The sequence below is a fragment of the Cellulophaga algicola DSM 14237 genome (assembly GCF_000186265.1).
Classification (GTDB): domain Bacteria; phylum Bacteroidota; class Bacteroidia; order Flavobacteriales; family Flavobacteriaceae; genus Cellulophaga; species Cellulophaga algicola.
On sequence record NC_014934.1, the window covers coordinates 43,614 to 65,182 of the forward strand.

General features: G+C 33.4%; 22 protein-coding genes. 9 read left to right on the forward strand and 13 right to left on the reverse strand.

The features are described 5' to 3' along the window. Positions 1-66: 66 nt before the first annotated feature. From serA to CELAL_RS00240, 5 genes are all read right to left on the reverse strand, one after another. Complete coding sequence (gene serA / locus CELAL_RS00220) at positions 67-1,959, reverse strand: phosphoglycerate dehydrogenase (protein ID WP_013548897.1); 1,893 nt, start codon at positions 1,957-1,959, stop codon at positions 67-69. A 171-nt stretch (positions 1,960-2,130) separates the two neighbouring features. Continuing rightward, positions 2,131-2,916, reverse strand: a complete 786-nt coding sequence (locus tag CELAL_RS00225) for an alpha/beta fold hydrolase (RefSeq protein ID WP_013548898.1) — start codon at positions 2,914-2,916, stop codon at positions 2,131-2,133. After that, positions 2,913-3,620 (reverse strand): DUF3307 domain-containing protein, encoded by a 708-nt coding sequence (locus tag CELAL_RS00230; protein WP_013548899.1) that lies wholly within the window; start codon positions 3,618-3,620, stop codon positions 2,913-2,915. Before CELAL_RS00230 ends, CELAL_RS00225 begins: the two co-directional genes overlap by 4 nt. Position 3,621: 1 nt before the next feature. Next, positions 3,622-4,227, reverse strand: a complete 606-nt coding sequence (locus CELAL_RS00235) for a SatD family protein (RefSeq protein ID WP_013548900.1) — start codon at positions 4,225-4,227, stop codon at positions 3,622-3,624. A 79-nt stretch (positions 4,228-4,306) separates the two neighbouring features. After that, positions 4,307-4,759: a methyltransferase family protein gene (locus tag CELAL_RS00240; RefSeq protein ID WP_013548901.1), complete on the reverse strand. Its 453-nt coding sequence runs from the start codon at positions 4,757-4,759 to the stop codon at positions 4,307-4,309. A gap of 57 nt (positions 4,760-4,816) precedes the next feature. On the opposite strand from CELAL_RS00240, the gene CELAL_RS00245 reads away from it, so the two are divergent. The 5 genes from CELAL_RS00245 (at position 4,817) to CELAL_RS00265 (ending at position 11,149) form a co-directional block, all read left to right on the forward strand. Then, positions 4,817-5,392, forward strand: a complete 576-nt coding sequence (locus CELAL_RS00245; protein ID WP_013548902.1) for a non-canonical purine NTP diphosphatase — start codon at positions 4,817-4,819, stop codon at positions 5,390-5,392. Between the two features lie 217 nt (positions 5,393-5,609). Then, positions 5,610-7,511, forward strand: a complete 1,902-nt coding sequence (locus CELAL_RS00250) for a DEAD/DEAH box helicase (protein ID WP_013548903.1) — start codon at positions 5,610-5,612, stop codon at positions 7,509-7,511. A 171-nt stretch (positions 7,512-7,682) separates the two neighbouring features. After that, positions 7,683-8,468 (forward strand): carboxypeptidase-like regulatory domain-containing protein, encoded by a 786-nt coding sequence (locus CELAL_RS00255; RefSeq protein WP_013548904.1) that lies wholly within the window; start codon positions 7,683-7,685, stop codon positions 8,466-8,468. A gap of 80 nt (positions 8,469-8,548) precedes the next feature. Continuing rightward, complete coding sequence (locus CELAL_RS00260; protein ID WP_013548905.1) at positions 8,549-10,240, forward strand: alpha-amylase family glycosyl hydrolase; 1,692 nt, start codon at positions 8,549-8,551, stop codon at positions 10,238-10,240. A gap of 84 nt (positions 10,241-10,324) precedes the next feature. Further along, entirely contained in the window at positions 10,325-11,149 is an 825-nt protein-coding gene (locus tag CELAL_RS00265; RefSeq protein ID WP_013548906.1) for a metallophosphoesterase, read from the forward strand. Here the strand turns inward: CELAL_RS00265 and CELAL_RS00270 are convergent. Continuing rightward, positions 11,146-11,796, reverse strand: coding sequence for a TrmH family RNA methyltransferase (locus tag CELAL_RS00270; RefSeq protein ID WP_041557333.1), 651 nt, complete (start codon positions 11,794-11,796; stop codon positions 11,146-11,148). The genes CELAL_RS00265 and CELAL_RS00270 overlap by 4 nt on opposite strands. 57 nt (positions 11,797-11,853) lie before the next feature. Between CELAL_RS00270 and CELAL_RS00275 the strand changes: the two genes are divergently transcribed. The 3 genes from CELAL_RS00275 to purB all read left to right on the forward strand — a co-directional run bounded on the left by CELAL_RS00275 (position 11,854) and on the right by purB (position 14,554). Continuing rightward, positions 11,854-12,555, forward strand: a complete 702-nt coding sequence (locus tag CELAL_RS00275; RefSeq protein WP_013548908.1) for an SIR2 family NAD-dependent protein deacylase — start codon at positions 11,854-11,856, stop codon at positions 12,553-12,555. Next, positions 12,555-13,115, forward strand: a complete 561-nt coding sequence (locus tag CELAL_RS00280; RefSeq protein ID WP_013548909.1) for an adenylosuccinate lyase — start codon at positions 12,555-12,557, stop codon at positions 13,113-13,115. Before CELAL_RS00275 ends, CELAL_RS00280 begins: the two co-directional genes overlap by 1 nt. 95 nt (positions 13,116-13,210) lie before the next feature. Beyond that, a complete protein-coding gene (gene purB, locus CELAL_RS00285) occupies positions 13,211-14,554 on the forward strand; it encodes an adenylosuccinate lyase (RefSeq protein WP_013548910.1) in 1,344 nt (447 codons plus the stop codon). A 70-nt stretch (positions 14,555-14,624) separates the two neighbouring features. Here purB and CELAL_RS00290 read toward each other — a convergent pair whose 3' ends face one another. From CELAL_RS00290 to CELAL_RS00315, 6 genes are all read right to left on the reverse strand, one after another. Then, positions 14,625-15,467, reverse strand: a complete 843-nt coding sequence (locus CELAL_RS00290) for a mechanosensitive ion channel family protein (protein ID WP_013548911.1) — start codon at positions 15,465-15,467, stop codon at positions 14,625-14,627. A 164-nt stretch (positions 15,468-15,631) separates the two neighbouring features. Beyond that, positions 15,632-16,171, reverse strand: coding sequence for a DUF4252 domain-containing protein (locus CELAL_RS00295; protein WP_013548912.1), 540 nt, complete (start codon positions 16,169-16,171; stop codon positions 15,632-15,634). A gap of 57 nt (positions 16,172-16,228) precedes the next feature. Continuing rightward, positions 16,229-16,774 (reverse strand): DUF4252 domain-containing protein, encoded by a 546-nt coding sequence (locus tag CELAL_RS00300; protein ID WP_013548913.1) that lies wholly within the window; start codon positions 16,772-16,774, stop codon positions 16,229-16,231. A gap of 39 nt (positions 16,775-16,813) precedes the next feature. Continuing rightward, positions 16,814-17,356, reverse strand: coding sequence for a DUF4252 domain-containing protein (locus CELAL_RS00305; protein WP_013548914.1), 543 nt, complete (start codon positions 17,354-17,356; stop codon positions 16,814-16,816). A gap of 11 nt (positions 17,357-17,367) precedes the next feature. Beyond that, positions 17,368-17,802, reverse strand: a complete 435-nt coding sequence (locus tag CELAL_RS00310) for a hypothetical protein (protein ID WP_013548915.1) — start codon at positions 17,800-17,802, stop codon at positions 17,368-17,370. Beyond that, entirely contained in the window at positions 17,789-18,298 is a 510-nt protein-coding gene (locus CELAL_RS00315) for an RNA polymerase sigma factor (RefSeq protein ID WP_013548916.1), read from the reverse strand. Before CELAL_RS00315 ends, CELAL_RS00310 begins: the two co-directional genes overlap by 14 nt. Before the next feature lie 210 nt (positions 18,299-18,508). On the opposite strand from CELAL_RS00315, the gene CELAL_RS00320 reads away from it, so the two are divergent. Next, a complete protein-coding gene (locus CELAL_RS00320) occupies positions 18,509-19,996 on the forward strand; it encodes a S41 family peptidase (RefSeq protein ID WP_041557336.1) in 1,488 nt (495 codons plus the stop codon). Positions 19,997-20,077: 81 nt separating this feature from the next. Here CELAL_RS00320 and CELAL_RS00325 read toward each other — a convergent pair whose 3' ends face one another. Continuing rightward, positions 20,078-21,568 (reverse strand): DUF5011 domain-containing protein, encoded by a 1,491-nt coding sequence (locus CELAL_RS00325; RefSeq protein WP_013548918.1) that lies wholly within the window; start codon positions 21,566-21,568, stop codon positions 20,078-20,080. Between the last annotated feature and the right edge of the window lies 1 nt (position 21,569).

A 21,569-nucleotide genomic window follows, 5' to 3' on the forward strand; every position in this document is an offset into this window, starting at 1 on the left:
AAGCAATTAAACAAAAAAAGCCCAAGAAAAAATTCATTGGGCTTTGTAGTAAAAAGTAAATTGTTCTTAGTAAAGAACTCTAAATTTAATTGTGTTTTCTATTTTCTTTAGCTCCTTTATAACATCTTTATTATATTCTTTATTCACATCTGATATAACATAACCCACTTCATTATCCGTAGATAAGTACTGGCCTGTAATATTTAGTTCATAACGTGCTAAAACTTCATTTACTTTAGCCATAACTCCTGGTACATTTTTATGAATATGCAAGAACCTATGCGCTTTGTTTTGCTTTGGTAAACGAATATTAGGGAAGTTTACAGCATCAACCGTATTACCCGTATTCATATAATCCATAATTTTATTCGGTACAAAATCTGCAATATTAGCTTGTGCTTCTTCTGTACTACCTCCAACGTGTGGCGTTAAAATAACATTCTCTAAACCTTTAAGCTCCGTTTCAAACTCACCATTACTTCTAGGCTCTTCTGGAAAAACATCTATTGCAGCACCTGCCAATTTACCACTCTTTAATGCATTGGCTAATGCCGGAATATCTACCACAAAACCACGAGCTAAATTTATAAAAATAGCTCCATTTTTCATTTGGTTAATTTCTCTTTCTCCTATAAAATTAAGGTTTGCTTTATTATCATCTATATGTAGGGTTACCACGTCTGAAATATTCAATAAATCTTCAAGCGTATTACATTTCACAGCATTACCCAAAGCCAATTGATCATTTACATCATAATAATATACACGCATTCCTAAAGCTTCTGCTAAAACAGATAATTGCTTACCTATGTTCCCATACCCAACAATCCCTAAGTTTTTACCACGTACTTCTCTAGAATTTGCAGCAGTTTTATTCCATTGTCCTTGGTGAATTTCGGTACTACGCGTAAACACACTACGCATTAGCATAATAATTTCCCCAATTGCCAATTCTACTACAGAACGCGTATTACTATAAGGAGCATTAAATACGACAACTCCTTTAGCCTTACAAGCATCTAAGTCTATTTGCGTAGTTCCGATACAAAAAGCACCAACGACCATAAGCTTATTAGCAGCCTCTAGTACGTTCTTAGTAACTTGCGTTTTAGAACGTATACCAAGTACATGTACGCCTTTTATTTTTTCTATTAATTCTTCTTCTGTTAAACTGTGGTTAACGGTTTCTACAGAGAAACCTGCTTCAGATAGACTCTTAAACGCATCTGGATGCACATTTTCTAACAACAACATTTTTATCCTATTTTTTGGATAGGAAATTTTTCTAGGTAAATCGTTCACAAATAAAAATTCATCAAGGTTAGGTGTAATATAATCTGCATTTTTTGCAGCTTTTTCACGGTGTACATTTTCGGTATAGGCAAAAAACTTATGCGCAATACCTGCTTCTCTCATTACATAATCGCTATAGCCATCACCAATTACCTGAACCTCACCGTCAAGATTCATGTTTTTTAGGCAATCTATTTTACCATTATGCATTGCCAAAACATTAGTTTCATCAAAACCTACTATTTTGCCTTCTTCATCAAATTTAAACGTATTTGCATATACTCTATGCGAAGGAATATTATATTCTTTTACTATAGGATCTATAAATTCTTTAAAACCACAAGATATTACGTAAATATCATCTGCGTAATCTCTAAAAAAATCTTTATTCGCTTCTATAGATTTTGAGATTTTAGTCTTCAACTCTTCAACTAAAATAGGCAAATCATCTTTATGCGCATTCAAAAGTTTTATTCTACGCTCTAATGATTCCGTAAATGAAATATCACCGTCTATTCCCAAGTTGGTAATTTCCTGAATTTCTTTAATAATTTCTTCTTTGTTGGACTTGCCATTGAGTGTAAGCTCCGCTAGAACATCTAGCGCTTCAACTCGCGTTAAAGTACTATCAAAATCAAATACATACTTTCTTCCTGTTGCAACCATTTTTTGAATAAAAATTAAGCCATAAAAGTAAAAATTTATTTGCTCTGATTCTTTGAAATAATACTAAAACTACTATTGAACTTGTAATTGTAACATTTTGATGTAGAATTGTTTTTATGAGCGCTATAAAATTATCAAAATCGCAATTTCATTCTTCGGTTTAAAAAAATATCACTTGAAAAATGAAATTATTTCTTTTGAAAAGGATGCTGTTTTGTACGCTTCATTATGAACTCCCTTAATTATTGCAAATTTACTCCTAGGAATTACCTCATGTAATTCACTTGGATTACCATTTTCTAAATCCTTATCTCCTGCAATAATCAACACTTTTGTTTTAATTTCCTTTAATTCAGCCACAGTTGTTACTGGTTGATATACTTGCAAATAATGTAAGGCCTTAAAATTTGCATGTATTGATTTTGCATAAGCCACAGCCCCTTTCACCTCCTCTGTTAACACAGCGCCTTCTGCAAATGCATTCGCAAACAAAATACGTCTACCCCATTCACGATTCGTAAAATCTAGCCCCATACCACCTAATACCGCTTTTTTAATGCGTTTATCACAGGTTAGCCACTTTGCTGTAACAATACTACCTCTAGAATACCCTACAACATCAAATTTTTTAATGTTCAAATAAGACGCCAAACCTTGTAAGTCTTTTATTTCTGCATTATTTTGATAAAATTTTGCTTCATTCGGTTTATCTGATAAACCGCTACCTCTTAAATCTGGAATAATAACCCTGTAGCCTTTTTGCAAAAGCCCTTTTTTCAAAACAGTATAATCCCAAGAACTTCCAGAAGTTATGAATCCATGTACTAAAATAACTGCGTTTCCTTTTCCTTCATCTGTGTAGGCAATTTTTACCCCATCAAAAGAGGTAAAAAATTCTACCTGCGCGTATCCTGCAAATGAAATTTGTAAAAAAATTAAAATAAGAGCAGTTCTCATATGCTTAAAAGCGTATTATACACTATGCCTGTTAAAATGGCTATCCCAAAACTCAACAACGTTCCTATTAAGATATATTCTGTTAATTCCCTACTATTACTATCTTTTAAGTCATTGAATCTAAAAACAGATTTTGCCGCGATTAAAAAACCTATAACTTCCCAATGTCCAGCAATTAGAAACGTAAGCACAAAAAAACGCTCTATTATTCCTATATACATTCCTGCATTTGGCAATGATTCATGATCATCTTCTATATGCCTAGCCATTCCCTGTAATAGTTTACTTATTATTATGGCGGCAGGAAAACTAACAAATACAAAAGCAGTAACTAAATTAAGATCTATTTCTTGAAATAATTTTACGGTATGATTAACTAAATCTCCATAATAAACACACCCGTATAATACGGCAATATGCATTGCTTGATCTATAAAAAATGGAACACTTTTATTTTTAAAACTTGGTGTTATGTAGAGCTTTATTAAATCTATAAGGTAATGAGAAACCGCAATGACTACTGCAATTTTCCAGTATTTTAAATCCCACAACAACAGCAACGATAAAGCAAAATGAATTAACGTATGATAATAGATGTATTTAGATTTTACTTTTTTTTCTTCTTTATCTTTAACCCATTTAGAGGGCTGAAAAATAAAATCTCCTAGCAGATGTGCTAAAAATAGTTTGGTCAATAACATCATATTACGCCTGTTTAATTATATCCTTATAAAAGGTTAATACTTCTAAGACAAGGTCTAACCTCGCTCTTTTTTGTCTTTGACTTACGGCAGATTGTTTTATTCCCAACTGATCTGCAATTTCTTGTTGCTGTAAATTGGGGTTCTCCAATGAAATTGTTACAATTTCTGCAGAAACAACACTCCAATCATCCATAAAATCTAGTGCCAATTTAAGTATTAAATTTAAGATTTTCTCTAATTTTTCATCGGCGGCAGCTAAAGCTAATTTTATTTTCTGCTCTTTTAATGTTTCGAAAATTCTGCCTGAAAAATGATATGCACTCCCATTAGATTCACTTATTTTAGTCCCTACAAAGGTTTCTTCTCCTAAACCAATACCCATCCGAACGTCTAAGCCTTTTATTGTTTTTATTTTAGCTTTAGTAAGTATCGCTATTTTAAGAGCATCTGCAACAGACACCTTTAGCTGAAATTCATCACCTCTAAAAATATCCCAATCTTGTGGAGCATCTCCTATTTTGGATAAGTGTTTTTTTAAAACTACCATCCATTCCGAAGCTTCATAGTGTTCAGAATTTACAATATCTCCTGTTAGTACCGCAATCATAGTTATAAGTTAATGTGTTAATATAGCAATATATAAGCTAAATAAGTAATAATATAAAATATAAGTATATATACTTATATTAAAACCATCTTCTAACATGCTTCAAATAGGCTTTATACTCCGAACCAAAACTATTAGAAAGTGCCGCTTCTTCTGGTTTTATCTGAAAAGCATTCATATAAGATACAAACCCTGCCGCCACTAAAGAATTAAAAGCATTTCCTAAATACAAACCCCAAGCCAAAAGCACTAACAATAAGCCTAAATACATAGGATTACGGCTGTAACTATACAATCCTGCGGTGACCAATTGAGAAACATTTTGAGGTTTTGTAGGGTTAATAGTCGTATGCTTTTTAATAAATTGAATAATTGCAAATACCCCTATAAAAGCGCCTAATCCTATAAAAACATATATAAAATAAATACGTCCTGTAAAATCAAAATTTCCGAATGGTAGAAAACGAGCAACACCTAACATAAGTGATGCTGCTAAAAGCCAAACGATCGCTGGCGGTAATTTTAAATACATCTGATAAAATATAAAGGATTAAAATACTATTTTTGAATTAAATGACACTACACTAAAATGGAAATTGTTTTTGCAACGCACAACAAAAATAAGGTATACGAAGTTCAATTCTTAGTTCCTAAACATATAAAAATACTTTCTTTAGAAGATATTGGTTGTTTTGAGGAGATACCAGAAACTGCTGACACCCTTGAAGGAAATGCTAAAATAAAGGCGGATTTTGTAACTAAAAAATACAAACTACCCTGCTTTGCAGATGACACAGGATTACTTGTAGAAAGCTTAAATGATGCACCAGGAGTTTTATCGGCAAGGTATGCAGGAGAACAAAAAAATTCTGATGACAATATGAATAAACTACTCACCGACTTAAAGAACAAAGAAAGTAGAAAAGCTAGATTTGAAACCGTAATTGCATTAAATTTAAATGGAGAACAAATTTTATTTGAAGGAGTAGCTTTCGGAGAGATAACCGTTTTAAAAAACGGAACAAAAGGTTTTGGCTACGACCCTATATTTAAACCAAAAGGATATGACAAAACTTTTGCCGAATTACCTATAACTATCAAAAACACAATAAGTCATCGCGGAAAAGCAATGAAAAAACTCCTCGATTATTTAAATAATTTATAGAAATTTAATTCTAAACAAACGTATGTTCTTGATACACTGCGCATTACTTATCTAAATTAATGGTTTAAAATTTAATTCATTATCTAATAAATTAACAGTACCTTTGCAGCTTTAAATAATGCCGCTAGTATAGCATGTGTTGCGCTGAGTCTAAATAGGTTATAAAAAATAATCGCTCTATGCAACAGACATATTTGCGATTAACAATAACATATTTATGACAAAATTTGAAGCGTTAGGCCTTAAAAAGTCTATATTAGACGCTATTACAGACATGGGATTTGAAACTCCATCTGACGTACAAGAGAAAGCAATTCCAATCTTATTAGGTGACGACACCGACTTAGTAGCTCTTGCCCAAACAGGTACAGGAAAAACAGCAGCATTTGGTTTTCCATTAATTCAAAAAATAGATGCAGATAGTAGAACCACTCAAGGTTTAATATTATCACCAACACGTGAACTTTGTTTACAGATTACAAATGAAATGCAATCGTATTCTAAATACGAAAAAAACATTAATGTTGTAGCTATATATGGTGGTGCAAGTATCACTGACCAAGCAAGACAAATTAAACGTGGTGCACAAATTATCGTAGCGACTCCTGGTCGTATGAAAGATATGATGAGCCGTGGATTAGTTGATATCTCTAAAATTGATTATTGTATTTTAGATGAAGCTGATGAAATGCTTAACATGGGATTCTTTGAAGATATCAAAGAAATTCTTTCTGATACTCCTAAAGAAAAAAGTACTTGGTTATTCTCTGCAACAATGCCTAGAGAGGTAGCTACAATTGCTAAAAAGTTTATGCGTAGTCCACAAGAAATTACTGTGGGAGCTAAAAACTCAGGAGCATCAACAGTACAACATGAATACTATGTAGTTAGTGGTCGTGATAGATACCCTGCATTAAAAAGATTAGCAGATACCAATCCAGATATTTTCTCTGTTATCTTCTGTAGAACTAAAAGAGATACTCAAAAAGTAGCCGAAAGTCTTATTGAAGACGGATATAACGCCGGTGCTTTACACGGAGATTTAAGTCAAAACCAACGAGATTTGGTAATGAGTTCTTTCCGTAAAAAACAAATACAAATATTAGTTGCAACTGATGTTGCTGCACGTGGTATTGATGTTGATGACATCACACACGTAATTAACTATCAACTACCAGATGAAATAGAAACCTATACTCACCGTAGTGGTAGAACTGGTAGAGCTGGAAAATCTGGTATCTCAATGGTAATTATTACCAGAAGCGAGCTTAGAAAAATAAAAGCAATAGAAAATAAAATTGGTCAAAAATTCATCACAAAAAATATTCCTACAGGAATGGAAATTTGTGAAATTCAATTATACCACTTAGCAAATAAAATAAAAGATACCGAAGTTAACGCTGAAGTTGAAACTTATTTACCTGCAATAAACAAAGTATTTGAAGGTATTGATCGTGAAGAGTTAATTAAAAAAGTAGTTTCTGTAGAATTTACTCGTTTCTTTAATTACTACAACAAAACAAGAGATTTAGCAACTAGCAGCTCTGGTAGAGAAGAAAGAGGCGAAAGAGGCGAAAGAAGTAATAACAGCGGAGAAATCCCTACAGATGGTTCTGTACGTTACTTTATAAACGTTGGTGAAAAAGACGAATACGATTGGATGTCTCTAAAAGATTTCTTGAGAGACACTCTAGAAGTTGGTCAGGATGATATTTATAAAGTTGACGTTAAGGAAAGTTTTTCTTTCTTTAATACTGATGCAGCAATTACACCAAAAATTTTAGAGACTTTTAAAGACTTTAAAGTTGACGGAAGATTTGTAAATGTTGAGATTTCTAGCAACCCAGGTGGTGGCGGAGGTCGTGGAGGAAGAGATCGTAACCGCAGTGGCGGTGGCGGCGGAGGAAGAGATCGTAATCGCGGTGGCGGTGGCGGAGGAGACTTCAAAAAACGCAAGTCTTCATCATCAAGAGATGGTGGTTACGGAGGAGGAAGTTCTGAAGGAGGAGGATCTAGAAGAAGATCTGATTCTAGCTCAGGATCTAAATCTGGTTCACGTAGTGGAAGTAGAGAATCTAGTAGCGGTAGCAAAAGCAAACGTAGAAGTGGCTTTTTCTAGTCTAAAATTTAGTTAATTTCATAATAAAAAAATACGCTTCGGCGTATTTTTTTTGTTTTGTTTAGTATTTTAGGCCTTTATTTGTCAAACGTAATAATCACCATAAATACTGCACAAGTGCAATCTTTTAAAAGTGAATTACATCTGACTCATTTAAACATATTACTTCAGATGAAAAACAAGCTTATTTATATATTTCTATTTACCTGTGTTGCCATAGGATTCTCTCAAGAAACTGAGCAAGAAAATCAACAAAACGAATTCCTAAAAGCAATTGTGATAAATGCACAAGACGGTTCTTTAATGGAAAGCGTTCATATTGTAAACCTAAACCAAGTAGTTGGTACTATAACCAATGAAAAAGGGGAGTTTACCATCCCTGCAATAGCTAATGACACCTTATATTTTAGCTATTTAGGTTTTAAATCTCAGAAAGTCCGCGTCACCAATGATATGCTGAAGTTTAAGAACACAAAAATTACCTTAACAGAACTTGCATACGCCCTTGAAGAAGTAATTGTTACGTCATACGATCTAACTGGTTATTTGGAAATCGATGTTAAAAATTTACCTTTAAATGATTCTTACCAGTACAGTATCTCAGGATTAAATACAAGCTATGAAGCAGGTAAAAAAAATCCGAGTGCCGTAACCAAAGTTTTAGGTGCCATTCTTAATCCTGCAGATTTATTGCGAAACTTATTTGGAAAAAAGCCGAACCAGATGAAGAAGCTTAGAAAAGTTAAAGAAGATGACGCCATTAAAGATTTATTAGCCTCTAAATTTGATAGAGAGACACTCACAGAGCTACTACATATAGAAAAAGTAGATATTGAAGATATCTTAAACAATTGTAATTATTCAAAATCATTTATTGCTACTGCCAATGACTTACAAATTTTAGATGCCATCAGTGGGTGTTATGAAGATTACAAAGTTTTAAACCGTAAGCAATAGTCTTTTTTTATCGCTTATCTATTTCAAAAAAATTTTCTATTTCCATTATCATTTTATAGCTTTATCAAAAATAAAAGATAATGAAAAAAGGCCTGCTATTGCTATTAGGATTTGTTCTTTTCATCTCTTGTGAAGAAGAAAAAAACACTCCAAAACCTGAACAATCAAGCACAACTAAAAATAGCATAGTTACCCCTAAAAAAAATCCATTCGTTTGGGAAGGAGCGAATATCTACTTCCTACTTACCGATCGTTTTAACAATGGAGATACCACCAATGATGTAAACTTTGAAAGAACCGAAGATACTGGCGTTCTAAGAGGCTTTATGGGTGGAGACCTAAAAGGAATCACCGCAAAAATAAAAGAGGGTTATTTTACTAAACTAGGCATCAATGCTATTTGGTTTACTCCTGTAGTAGAACAAATTCATGGCGCTACAGACGAAGGCACCGGCAACAGTTATGGCTATCATGGGTATTGGACAAAAGATTGGACGGCATTAGATCCTAATTTTGGTACTCGTGATGATCTAGAAGAGTTAGTAAAAACTGCGCATAATAACGGAATCCGAGTTTTATTAGATGTTGTTCTAAACCATACGGGTCCTGTTACAGAGATTGATCCTGTCTGGCCAGAAGAATGGGTACGTACCTCGCCAACCTGTACTTTTGAAAATTACGAAACAACCACAGCATGTACATTAGTAAAAAACTTACCTGATATTAAAACGGAAAGCGATGAAGAAGTAGCCCTACCCGATCACTTATTAGCAAAATGGAAAGCAGAAGGCAGGTTGAGTTCTGAATTAGATGAATTAGATTTATTTTTTAAACGTTCTGGTTGCTCAAGAACCTCAAGAGCTTATATTACAAAATGGTTGACCGATTATGTAAATGATTTTGGAATTGATGGCTTTAGAGTAGATACGGTAAAACATACCGATGAAAATGCTTGGAATGAATTATACAAACAAGCTTCTATTGCTTTTGACACTTGGAAAAGAAAACACCCAGACGCAGTTTTAGACAACAATCCATTTTACATGGTAGGTGAAGTTTACAACTACGGAATTTCTAGCGGTCGCACCTATGATTTTGGAGATAAAAAAGTAGATTACTATAATTCTGGTTTCAAAAGTTTGATAAATTTTGAACTTAAGACCGATGCTAAAAAAGATTATGAGACTATTTTTAAAAAATACAATACACTTCTACAATCTAAATTATACGGAAAAAGTGTGGTAAATTATTTAACATCACACGATGACGGGGCCCCTTTTGACAAAGAACGCAAAGACCCCTACCATGCCGCTAATTTATTATTACTTACGCCAGGAGCATCACAAGTGTACTATGGTGATGAATCCTCTAGAAGTCTTACCATAGAAGGCACCCAAGGCGATGCTACCTTGCGTTCCTTTATGAATTGGAAGGAGATAGACAGCCTTCCTGAAACTAAAAAAATTCTCGCCCATTGGCAAAAACTAGGTTCTTTTAGAGCCAAACATCCCGCAATAGGCGCTGGTACACATAAAATGCTTTCTAAAGCACCTTATGTTTTTGAAAGAACCTACACCAATAATGAATATAAAGACAAAGTAGTCGTAGGCCTAAACCTTCCTAAAGGAAAAAAATCTCTTAACGTTAAAGGATTCTTTGGGGATGCTACTACATTACATGATGCATATTCTGATACCATCGTTGTGGTTAAAAAAGGCAAGGTTCAATTAGATAATGATTTTGATATAGCACTCTTAGAGTTGATAGAATAAGTATTTTGCTAAAACTTTATTAAATACCTACTTCCTTTTTCATGAATAAGGTTTCTTTGCAGGCTGTTACATTTTAATATACCAATGCACATCAAAAGACGCGTGTTTATAAAGCATCTATTTTTAGGACTTTTAGGGCTTACTGGACTTATCTATCTAGATAGTTTTTGGATAGAAAAATACATTATTGATTGGAACACGCATGATCTAAGTGATGCTACAAAAAATAAAATAAAGATTATTCAGCTGTCTGATTTACACTTGAAAGAGATTGTATATTTTCATAAAACTATCGCTGAAAAAATAAATAAAGAAAAACCAGATTTTATTGTTTTTACAGGAGATACCATATCCAGAAGAAACACATACCATATCCTAGAACAACTCTTAGATCTTATGGATCCAAATATCTTAAAGATAGCTATTCTTGGCAACAAAGAATACGATGCCAGAGTAGATATAGCTACTTTTAAATCGACTTTTAAAAAATATAACGGCATGGTTCTTATTAATGAACACTATGTTTTCAAGAAAGCTAAAAGAGCTATAAACGTTATAGGTGTTGATGATTTATTACGAGGAGACGCAGATTTTAAAAAATCAATTCAGCAACTTGATAAAACATTAGAAACGATAGTCTTAAATCATTGCCCAGCTTATACCGATATAATTGACGCTTTGAATACTAAAGAAAAATTGCCTATCAAATTTGTACTCTCAGGACATACACACGGTGGCCAAATTACATTTTTTGGCATTCCACTTTACACGCCTGGTGGGAGTGGAGATTATATAAAAGGTTGGTATACAAAATTGACCACAAAAATGTATGTTTCTAAAGGCATAGGAACAACGGTACTTCCTATTCGATTTTTTGCTAGAGCAGAAGCTTCTATTTTTTATATCTAACTTACATATCGTGATAATACACCTTCTATGCTCTTAATAGACTTTTTTGACCAATCAATTTTTTTTATAAGTTTCTCATGATCGGTGAGTTGCCAATCAGTGCTCTCTTTCTTCAATTTTGTAGTTAGACTTTGTAAAATAATTGCTGCCGATACAGAGATATTTAAACTTTCTGTAAACCCAACCATGGGTATTTTTAAAAATCCGTCTGCATTTTTCAAGACTTCCTCACTTAACCCATTTCGCTCTGTTCCAAAAAAAAGAGCAATTTTACCTTCAATTTCAAAATCTTCTAACAAACAAGAATCGTTATGTGGAGTTGTTGCTATAATTTTATATCCATTTTGTTTTAAGGTATCCATACAATTTTTAGTACTCTCATACCTATGAATATCTACCCATTTTTGAGAACCCATTGCTATTTGGCTATCCAATTGGTCGCCATACTTACGCTCTATTAAATGTGCTTCTTGAATCCCGAAAATATCACAGCTCCGGACCACCGCACTGGTATTATGCATTTGAAACACATCTTCTACTGCAACCGTAATTTTATTAGTACGCTCTGCTAATACCTGAATAAAACGTTGCTTACGTTCTTCAGAGATAAATTCTTCTAAATAATTTAAAAGTTTTAAATCAATCATAAATCGAAGATAATAAAAATATAAAATGTATATTTTTATAAATAAATTAGCGTCCATATGAAAAAAATTGTTGTTTTAACAGGAGCAGGTATAAGTGCAGAAAGTGGCATACAGACTTTTAGAGATGCAGATGGCCTATGGGAAGGCTATGATGTTATGGAAGTTGCATCGCCGCAGGGTTTTATAAATAACCCAAAACTTGTTTTAGATTTTTACAACCAACGCAGAAAACAACTTCTCAATGTATTGCCTAATAATGCGCATTATGCATTAACAGCTCTTGAGAAACATTTTGAGACCACTATCATTACCCAAAATATTGATGATCTACATGAAAGAGCAGGCAGTTCAACAGTTATTCACCTACATGGAGAGTTATTAAAAGCAAGAAGCACTAAGACCTCTAGAATTGGAAGCCCTGAAATTATCGACTGGAAAAAAGATATGAAACTGGGTGATAAATGTATAAACGGACATCAACTAAGACCCCATATAGTTTGGTTTGGAGAAGCTGTACCCTTACTTGATAAAGCGATAGAAATTACCCAAGATGCAGCTATTTTAATTATTATTGGAACCTCTATGCAAGTATATCCCGCAGCTAGTTTAGTGAATTTTGTAAAAAACGAGACCCCTATTTATTTTATAGACCCTAGACCTAATATCACTAAAAATGCCTTTAACAATTTAAACATTATAGAAAAAACTGCGGTAGAAGGACTCCCAGAATTGGTAGCACAACTAATTAAAACCTATTAATGACTACAGACGCCCTGTACAAATCATTAAATTACGTAAATCACTCTAGAGAAAAAAGAGCTGAGATGGCAATGCTTGTTGCTAAAAACCCACATTTGATTGCTCCATTATTTGCGATTGCATTTACGGTAGATGATCCTATTTCATGTAAAGCATGTTGGGTTTTAGAGTTTACTGCTAAAGAAGACTTACCTTATATATTTCCTTATCTTACTCTTTTTACCGCTAACTTAAGTAACGTGCATTTGGATTCTTCCGTACGCCCTATGGCTAAAATTTGCGAATATTTAACCAAAAGCTATTTCTCAAAAACGACCAATAGTACTCAGAAAGCTTTAACAAAAAGCCATTTAGAGAAAATGACAACGGTTTGTTTTGATTGGTTAATTACAGATCAAAAAGTAGCGGCGAAAGCATATGCTATGACAAGTTTATTGCTACTAGGTAAAAAATTTAAATGGATATTACCTGAACTAAAAGTTATTCTAGAAAAAAATTATCCTGAAGGTAGCGCCGCTTACAAAGCTAGAGCAAGGTTAACCTTAGCGAAGATAAAATAGTTTTTAACTCCGTAATTATTTACTTGTTAGTTTTTTAGCTGTTTAAGGAATCGCTATATTTACCGCTTCTATAAAAATCAATCAATTTCTATACAATGTCTTTAAACAAACTGAATGCGATTTCTCCGATAGACGGTCGTTACAGAAGCAAAGTTGAAAACTTAGCAGATTACTTCTCTGAAGAAGCATTAATAAAATATCGAGTTCGCGTAGAAATCGAATATTTCATTGCTCTATGTGAAATTCCTTTACCACAACTTTCTAGTTTTGATACTTCTAAATTTGACAGTTTAAGAAAGATTTATACTGAATTTTCTTCTGAAGATGCTTTAGCAATCAAAGAGATTGAAAAAACAACAAACCATGATGTTAAGGCTGTTGAATATTTTATAAAAAATAAATTTGACGGATTAAATCTACAAGCTTTCAAAGAGTTTATCCACTTTGGACTAACCTCTCAAGACATAAACAACACCGCAATTCCTCTTTCATTGAAAGATGCTATGAATGAAGTTTATGTGCCACAATATTTTGAAGTTCTAGAAGAATTAGAAGCATTAGCATCGGAATGGAAAGACATACCTATGTTAGCACGTACGCATGGACAACCGGCCTCTCCTACCCGATTGGGTAAAGAAATTCAGGTTTATGTAGTGCGATTAAAAGAGCAATTTAATTTATTAAATGATATTCCGAGTGCTGCAAAATTTGGTGGTGCTACCGGGAATTACAATGCACATAAAGTAGCCTACCCTGCTATTGACTGGAAACAATTTGGACAAGAATTTGTCCAAGAGAAATTGGGGCTTTATCACTCTTTCCCTACCACACAAATTGAACATTATGACCATATGGCCGCTTTGTTTGATACTTTAAAAAGAATAAATACCATTATCCTTGATTTAGATCGTGACTTCTGGACCTATGTATCTATGGAGTATTTTAAACAAAAAATCAAAGAAGGTGAAGTTGGTTCTTCTGCAATGCCACACAAAGTAAACCCTATAGATTTTGAAAATTCTGAAGGTAACTTAGGTATCGCTAATGCTATTTTTGAGCATTTATCTGCCAAATTACCTGTATCTAGATTACAACGAGATTTGACGGATAGTACTGTTTTAAGAAATATAGGCGTACCCTTTGCACATACCATGATTGCTTTTCAGTCTACCTTAAAAGGTTTAGGCAAGTTGTTACTTAATAAAGAAAAGTTTGAACAAGACCTAGAAAACAACTGGGCTGTGGTTGCAGAGGCAATTCAAACCATTTTAAGACGGGAAGCTTACCCAAACCCCTATGAAGCTTTAAAAGGCCTCACAAGAACTAATGAGAAGATCAACAAGCAGTCTATCGCTAATTTTATTGACACCCTTGAGGTTTCTGATGCTATTAAGGCTGAGTTAAAAGTGATTACCCCTAGCAATTATACAGGTATTTAATATTCACAATAGCTATAAAATAAAAAGACCGCAAATTGCGGTCTTTTTTTATGCTTAATCGCACTATAAATTACTTATTAATTTGAACTTCATGTGGGTAAGGAATTTCAATTTTAGCTTTATCAAGCGCTAATTTAGAACCTTCAATTGTTGCAAAATACACATCCCAATAATCCTCTGGCTTACAAAAAGGTCTTACCGCTAAATTTACAGAACTATCTGCTAAAGCTTCTACATTTACTGAAGGAGCAGGATCTTTTAAAACCTTAGGGTTTGCTACAAGCATTTCTAAAAGCACTTCTTTTGCTTTTTTCATGTCTTCTCCATATCCTATACCAACTGTTGTATCTACACGCATTTTTCCTTCTGCTGTATAGTTGATGATATTACCATTTGCCATTGCACCATTAGGTACAATGGCTAATTTATTTTGAGGAGTGATTAATTTAGTTGTAAAAATTTCAATTTCTTTTACATTTCCTAAAACACCTTGAGCCTCTACTAAATCTCCAATTTTATAAGGTTTAAAAATCATAATAAGGACGCCTCCAGCAAAATTAGAGAGTGATCCTTGTAATGCTAAGCCTACCGCTAAACCAGCTGCTGCAAGAATAGCTGCAAAACTTGTAGTTTCTACACCAAGTTTTGATATCACCATGATGATTAAAAAGATTTTTAATCCCCATGATAAAAGATTTAATAAAAATCGCTGTAATGATGCATCGTAATTTCCTTTATTTAATACTTTTCGGACGGCACCACTAAGCTTTTTTATAACCCAAGAACCAATCAAGTAAATTGCTATAGCTCCCAAAATTTTTGGCCCATAATCTGTTACAAAATCAATTCCCTTCGCCATCCATAAATCTGCCGTTCCTGCAGTCTCGACAATAATTTCTGCACTTTCTTCCATAATTTTCAATTAGTGTTTATATAATAATTTGTTAATAGTTACTGGCAAAATACGGATAATCAGACAAGAATTCTCTATAAAAACCAAAACATTTATGATCTAACAATAAAAAAGCCCCCTATTCTATAGCACATAGAATAAGGGGCAAAACTATTTTAATTGAATTATTTATTAAAAAACCCTATCAGACTTTCTAACTGTTTACCATCTACATTAGATTTTTCTAATGTTTGGATTAACTGCATTAAATTAGCAGGGTTCATATTATCTCCTAAAACCCGAATAAGCATAAACCCTTTATCATCACTATCTCCATAAATGACAACCTCATCTATAGCGTCTTCATCACCTGAAAATTTTATAGAACCTTTGCCATAACTTGTATTCAGCTTCATTAACTCTTGATACTTATCATTCTTTAATATTGCTTTTACTGTAGCTTTCTCTGCAACATATGCTGTTCCATTATCTTTTGTTTTTTTAAATGCCAATACATTTAGCTTCTTTAAAGACGTAAAAGCCTTCTTTTGCTCTGGCGTTAAGGCTACCTCATTCATATTTAATAAACTAGCAGGCAAATCAAAAGACAGGAAATTAGGATTCTCTGCATTATCTACATAATATTCTTGAAGACTTTGGGTAGATGAACAACTAAAAAACAACAGTACCAATGCTATTCCTAAACTACGTTTTATTACTTTCATTTTTATATCATTTAAAAACAGCAGAAGGAATATCCTACTGCTGTTTTATTATTTGTATTACTTTGCTTTACCTACTTTATTCAATTCTTTAGGAAGATTCATCTTGTTTGTTAAGGCTCCTATATTATTTAAATCGATATCTCCTGTAATAGACACCAAAACAGTTTCAATAGTTCTACCATTTATATCTGTTTTGAGATTTCCAATACCCGTTACAAACATTAATAACTCTTTTACATGATCTGCATCTCTACCTTCTCTAATAAAAAATTTTACATTAACATCTTCATCTTTTACACGCATCAACTCTTCCATCTTCGAAGATTTTAAATACTTTTTAACGGTAGAAGCCATTTCTGAAGAGGCGGCTTTGTCTTCGGTCATAAAGACCTTTAAGCTTTTTAAGCCGCTGGCTATCGCCATAAAGTCTTTAGCTTCTTGATCGCTTTCATCAATCCCAAGAGAACTAACAAAATTGATCATGCTTTTGTTGACGATTACAGAGGATACACGATCCATATCTTCATACTTGTCAAAAATAGATTGTGAAAATCCAAATAATGGTAAAACTGCGATTACTAAAAATAAACTGATTGTTTTCATGATTGATGATTTTTAATTGATTAATTATTGATTGATTAATTATTGATTTTTCTTACCTGCATTATTTAGTTCTTTCGGTAAGTTCATTTTACTTGTTAAAGAACCTATTTTATTTAAATCGATATCTCCTGTTAATGAAAGTAATACCGTTTCTACCTTTCTACCTCCTGCTTGTATATTTTTAACGCCGGTAACAAACATAAGTAACTCACTTACATGATCATCATCTTTACCCGCTTTGATATAGAATTTTACATTAGCATCTTTATCTTTTACTCGCATTAGTTCTTCCATTGAAGAAGATTTTAAATACTTAGCAACATTAACAGCCATATCTGCACTAGTTGCTTTGTCTTCTGTGGTAAAAACTTTAAGACTACTTACGCTCTTAGCAATGTCCATAAAATCTTTAGCATCTTGATCATCAACCTCAACATCTATCTTACTTAAAAGATTAAACATGCTTTTGCTAACAATTACAGCAGATACATTATCAGAATCCTCGTATTTATCAAATAAGGACTGCGAAAAACCTATAAGAGGCGTAACCACTAGGAATAATACTATAAGGGACTTTTTCATAATTTTTTTGTTTAATTATCGTTATAAATTTTCTGTTTTGTTTGTTCAAACTCTTCTAAATAGGCCATCTTCTCTTTTCCTTTATTAAAATTTTGTGCTAATAAATTCAAAGCTTTTTTTGTTTCCTGGTACGCATACGCCGCCTGTTCTTTTTCTATACGCTTTTGTTGTAGGTAATTATTACCTAAATACAAACCAAATAACAACATTGCTACAGCCGCTACAGAAAACCATTTCGTATTTGTTTTTTTCTTTTTTAAAGGAATTTGCTTGGTAAACTTCTCTTCTTTCGCTTTTGTTAGATGCGCAAAGATTGGTACATATTTCTCATGCTCAGGCTTTACGGCACCATTTACAAAGTATTCTTTTAATGCTTTCTCTTCTGCTATAGTTGTTTCTGCATTAAAATATTTCTCTAGTATGTTATTTATATTATCCAATTCCATAACTGTGTTTTTCTACTAATTTTTCTCTTACTGTTTTTCTAGCTCTTGATAATGCTACACGTATTGCGGTGGGTTGCATATCTAACATTTTAGCTATCTCATCATAATCATATTCTTCTACATCTCGCAATTGTAATACCAGTTTTTGTTGTTCTGGTAATTCTTCCATTATTTTTTCTACCCATGAGACACTATCATTGGCTTCTACTTGCCGCTGTAATGATGTATTTTCATCTTTATAATTACTATGTACTAACTTCAGATTCCCTGCTTGTTTCGACTTTAGTCGGTCTAAACAAAAATTCTTAGTCATGGTCATGGCAAAAGCTTCTACATTTTTATAGTCTTCAATAGCAGCATTTTTTGTCCATAACTTCAGTAATATTTCTTGAGTTGCATCCTCTGCTTCCTCTGTGGATACCAACAATCTTTTGGCTAACCGAAAGAGTTTGTCTTTAAAAGGCATCACAACATTTAAAAATTCTACCTGCTTCATTGTGGTTGGGTTGTTGTAAACCAGTATTAAGTGGTTTATACTAGGAAGACGAAGTATAACGAATTTTGTTACAAATAATTTCTTTTATTTTTTAGATGTGTCTATTTTAGTGCTATAATAGTAAGATACAAATGGCTTTGATAGGACTGCATGAAGCATACTGTAAAACATACTTTGGTATAATTAGTGTTATATTTAAAGAAAAAAAATATGAAAAAGTTTCTCCTTTTGTTTTTAGGCTTAGGCCTATTTACTATTTCCTGTTCTGATAAAGATGATGAACCTTCTGAAGTAGTTACGATAGAATTGAATAGTGAGGTGAATGATTTTGTTTGGAAAGCAATGAATTATTGGTATTATTGGCAACCTGAACAAGTAGTACTTGCTGACGATAGATTTGCTACGACTGATGAGTTTTATAGCTTTTTAAATGGATATAACGCTCCAGAAGATTTGTATGATGCTGTAAAATCACCGCAGGATAGGTTTAGCTTTATTTCGGACGATTATGATAATTTAATTAGCGCCTTAGGAGGGACCTCTACCACTACTGGAATTGAATTTACATTAACAAGGCTCCCTTCTGATAATGGAAACGGAGTATTAGGAACAGTTCGCTATGTTTGGGCCAATTCTGATGCTGCAACCAAAGGCATTAAAAGAGGTGATATTTTCTACGGCGTAAACGGCACAGAACTATTTGCTGATACAAATTCTGATGGCGCTATAACGTCCAGTAATTTAGATTTACTAAATGCTAGTACATTTACTTTAAACTTTGGAATCATAGAAAATGAACTATTTACACCAAATAATGTAAATATAGAAGTGAATCGCTTAGAAATTACAGAAAACCCTATTTTGATAGCTAAAACTTTAGAGGTAAATGCCACAAAAATTGGCTATATAATGTATAATGGTTTCACTAGCAATAATGAAGATATTATTGATGATGCGTTTGCTAAAATAAAAACTGAAGGCGCAACGGAATTGGTTATAGATCTTAGATACAATCCTGGAGGAGCAACAGGAGTAGCTAATAGAATAGCGGCCAGAATTACAGGGCAATTTGCAGGACAACCTTTTATTGAATACATCTATAATTCTAAAAGAAATGAAAGATTTGGAACTACAGATCCTTTTGAATCTGATTATGAAAATACTCCATTAACAAGTTTAGGTCTAACGAAGGTATATGTTATCACTACTGGTGATACCGCTTCTGCTAGTGAGTTGCTAATTAATAATTTAAAGCCATACATTACCGTAGTTCAGGTGGGTGAAACCACCGTTGGTAAAAATGAATTTTCTATAACACTTTTAGATAATACAGCACAAACATCAAATGGTTATCCTCCATATGCATATTATGCCCAAAATGTTGGTTTAGATGGCGTAAATCCTAATCACAAATATGCATTACAACCTATATGTGGTACGTATGCAAATGCAGATGGATTTAATGATTTTGCATCTGGTCTACAACCAGATATTGCTATAGATGAAACCTTAGGAAACTTAGGTCAGTTAGGTGATCTAGAAGAGCCTTTACTAGCCAAAGCAATAGAAGATATTACTGGAGTTACAAGTAAGAGTTTAAAAAGTGTTGTTCCTGAAAGTATGAAAACTGAATTTGTCGGTAGTTCTTTAAGGCTAAAAAAATATAATAATATGGTGTTGATCCGAGATTTTAATTAATTTTCAAGGAAACTAGAAAAACGTAAACGGTTTGAATCTATATTCAAACCGTTTTTTATTTAAATCTAATTCTCTAAACTTTCAGTTATTTTCACTAACCGTGCCATTGACTTCAGAGACCCCACCTGATATATGATTAAAAATCTCAAATTCATAAGTATAATCTCCTATAGGAAATATTGGAGTAGTAATAAAACTATTTGGATTACTGAATGTTGTAGAGACAGAATATTCTTGTCCATTAATTGTGAAAATAGAACTCATAAGAAGATCTTTAGCTTCAATTATAAAACTAGTTGGATTATTAACTACACTTACTACCCCTTGTATTTTCAAACTTCCATAGTCCGTTTTATATAAAGACAATATAATCTTCCCATCAGAAAAAATAATATTAGAAGCCTCATCTACGACCACCTCTATGGTATCTGAATCTTGCTCTCCATTACCGTCAAATACCGTTAAAGTTACTTGATAGGTACCTGCAGAAGTGAAAGGCCATGATGTATTGTCGCCGAAAGCTCCTGAAATTGGATTTGCAAAATCTCTAAAACCCCACTGGTAGGTTAGCGTATCACCGTCAGGATCAGACGAGCCAACACCACTAAAGCTTCTCGTTAAGGTTGTAGGATCATAATCTGTTAACAATTCTGCTACTGCTACTGGGGGTCTATTTCCTTGGGTTATTGTTAGCACTACAGTTCCTGTTGCTTCATTCCACACCCTACCATCATTTATGGTATAAGTAAATTCTGCAGTACCTACATAACCAGCAGCAGGACTAAAACTAATTGTTGAGCCTGTGAAAGAAACCGTACCTGCTTCCGCTGGAATAACACTTCCTAGACTCATTAGTGCAATGGGATCTGATTCCGGGTCACTGGTAGCCTCCAAAACAGAAAAAATTGATGCTTCTGTATTGGTACTAGTTCTCGTAATAGCATTCGCCGTTGGAGGCTGATTGCCATTAGGATCGCGGACAACATTAACCATACGTGAAGCCGTAGTGGTATTTCCGTCATCATCAGAAACAGTATAGGTTACTTCATACGTATCCTCTACTGTAGTATCCACCAGAGAAACATCAGCCACGATTTCAGAGCTTATATCTCCATCAATATCGTCTAAAGCCGTTGCTCCCCCATCTTGATACGCTGTTCCTAAAAACACGTCCATAGGATTATTTCCTAAAATTGTAAGCGTTGGCGCGGTAGTATCAATAATATCGTCAACAACCTCGAAGCTTATTACAACATTACGTTCTTGATTGCTACTGTCAATTAAAACAAAATTTATAGGTACTATCCCTAAAGTACTCGGTGTAAAATTTACCGTATAAGTTCCCGGCGCTATTTGAATATCCTCATTTAAAACAAGGTTATTTTCCGTATCATTATCTTTTAATTCTCCTTGGCCAACCTCTAACTGGTAATTTCGCATAAAGCTAATCCCGCTTTCAGTATGGTCTATTTCAAAATTGATAACAATAGCCCCTATTTTACCGAGTTCTAACTGTGTAGCGGTACTGGTAGCCGTCCAAAGCACAGAAACCTCAGCGATAGCAAACAACAAG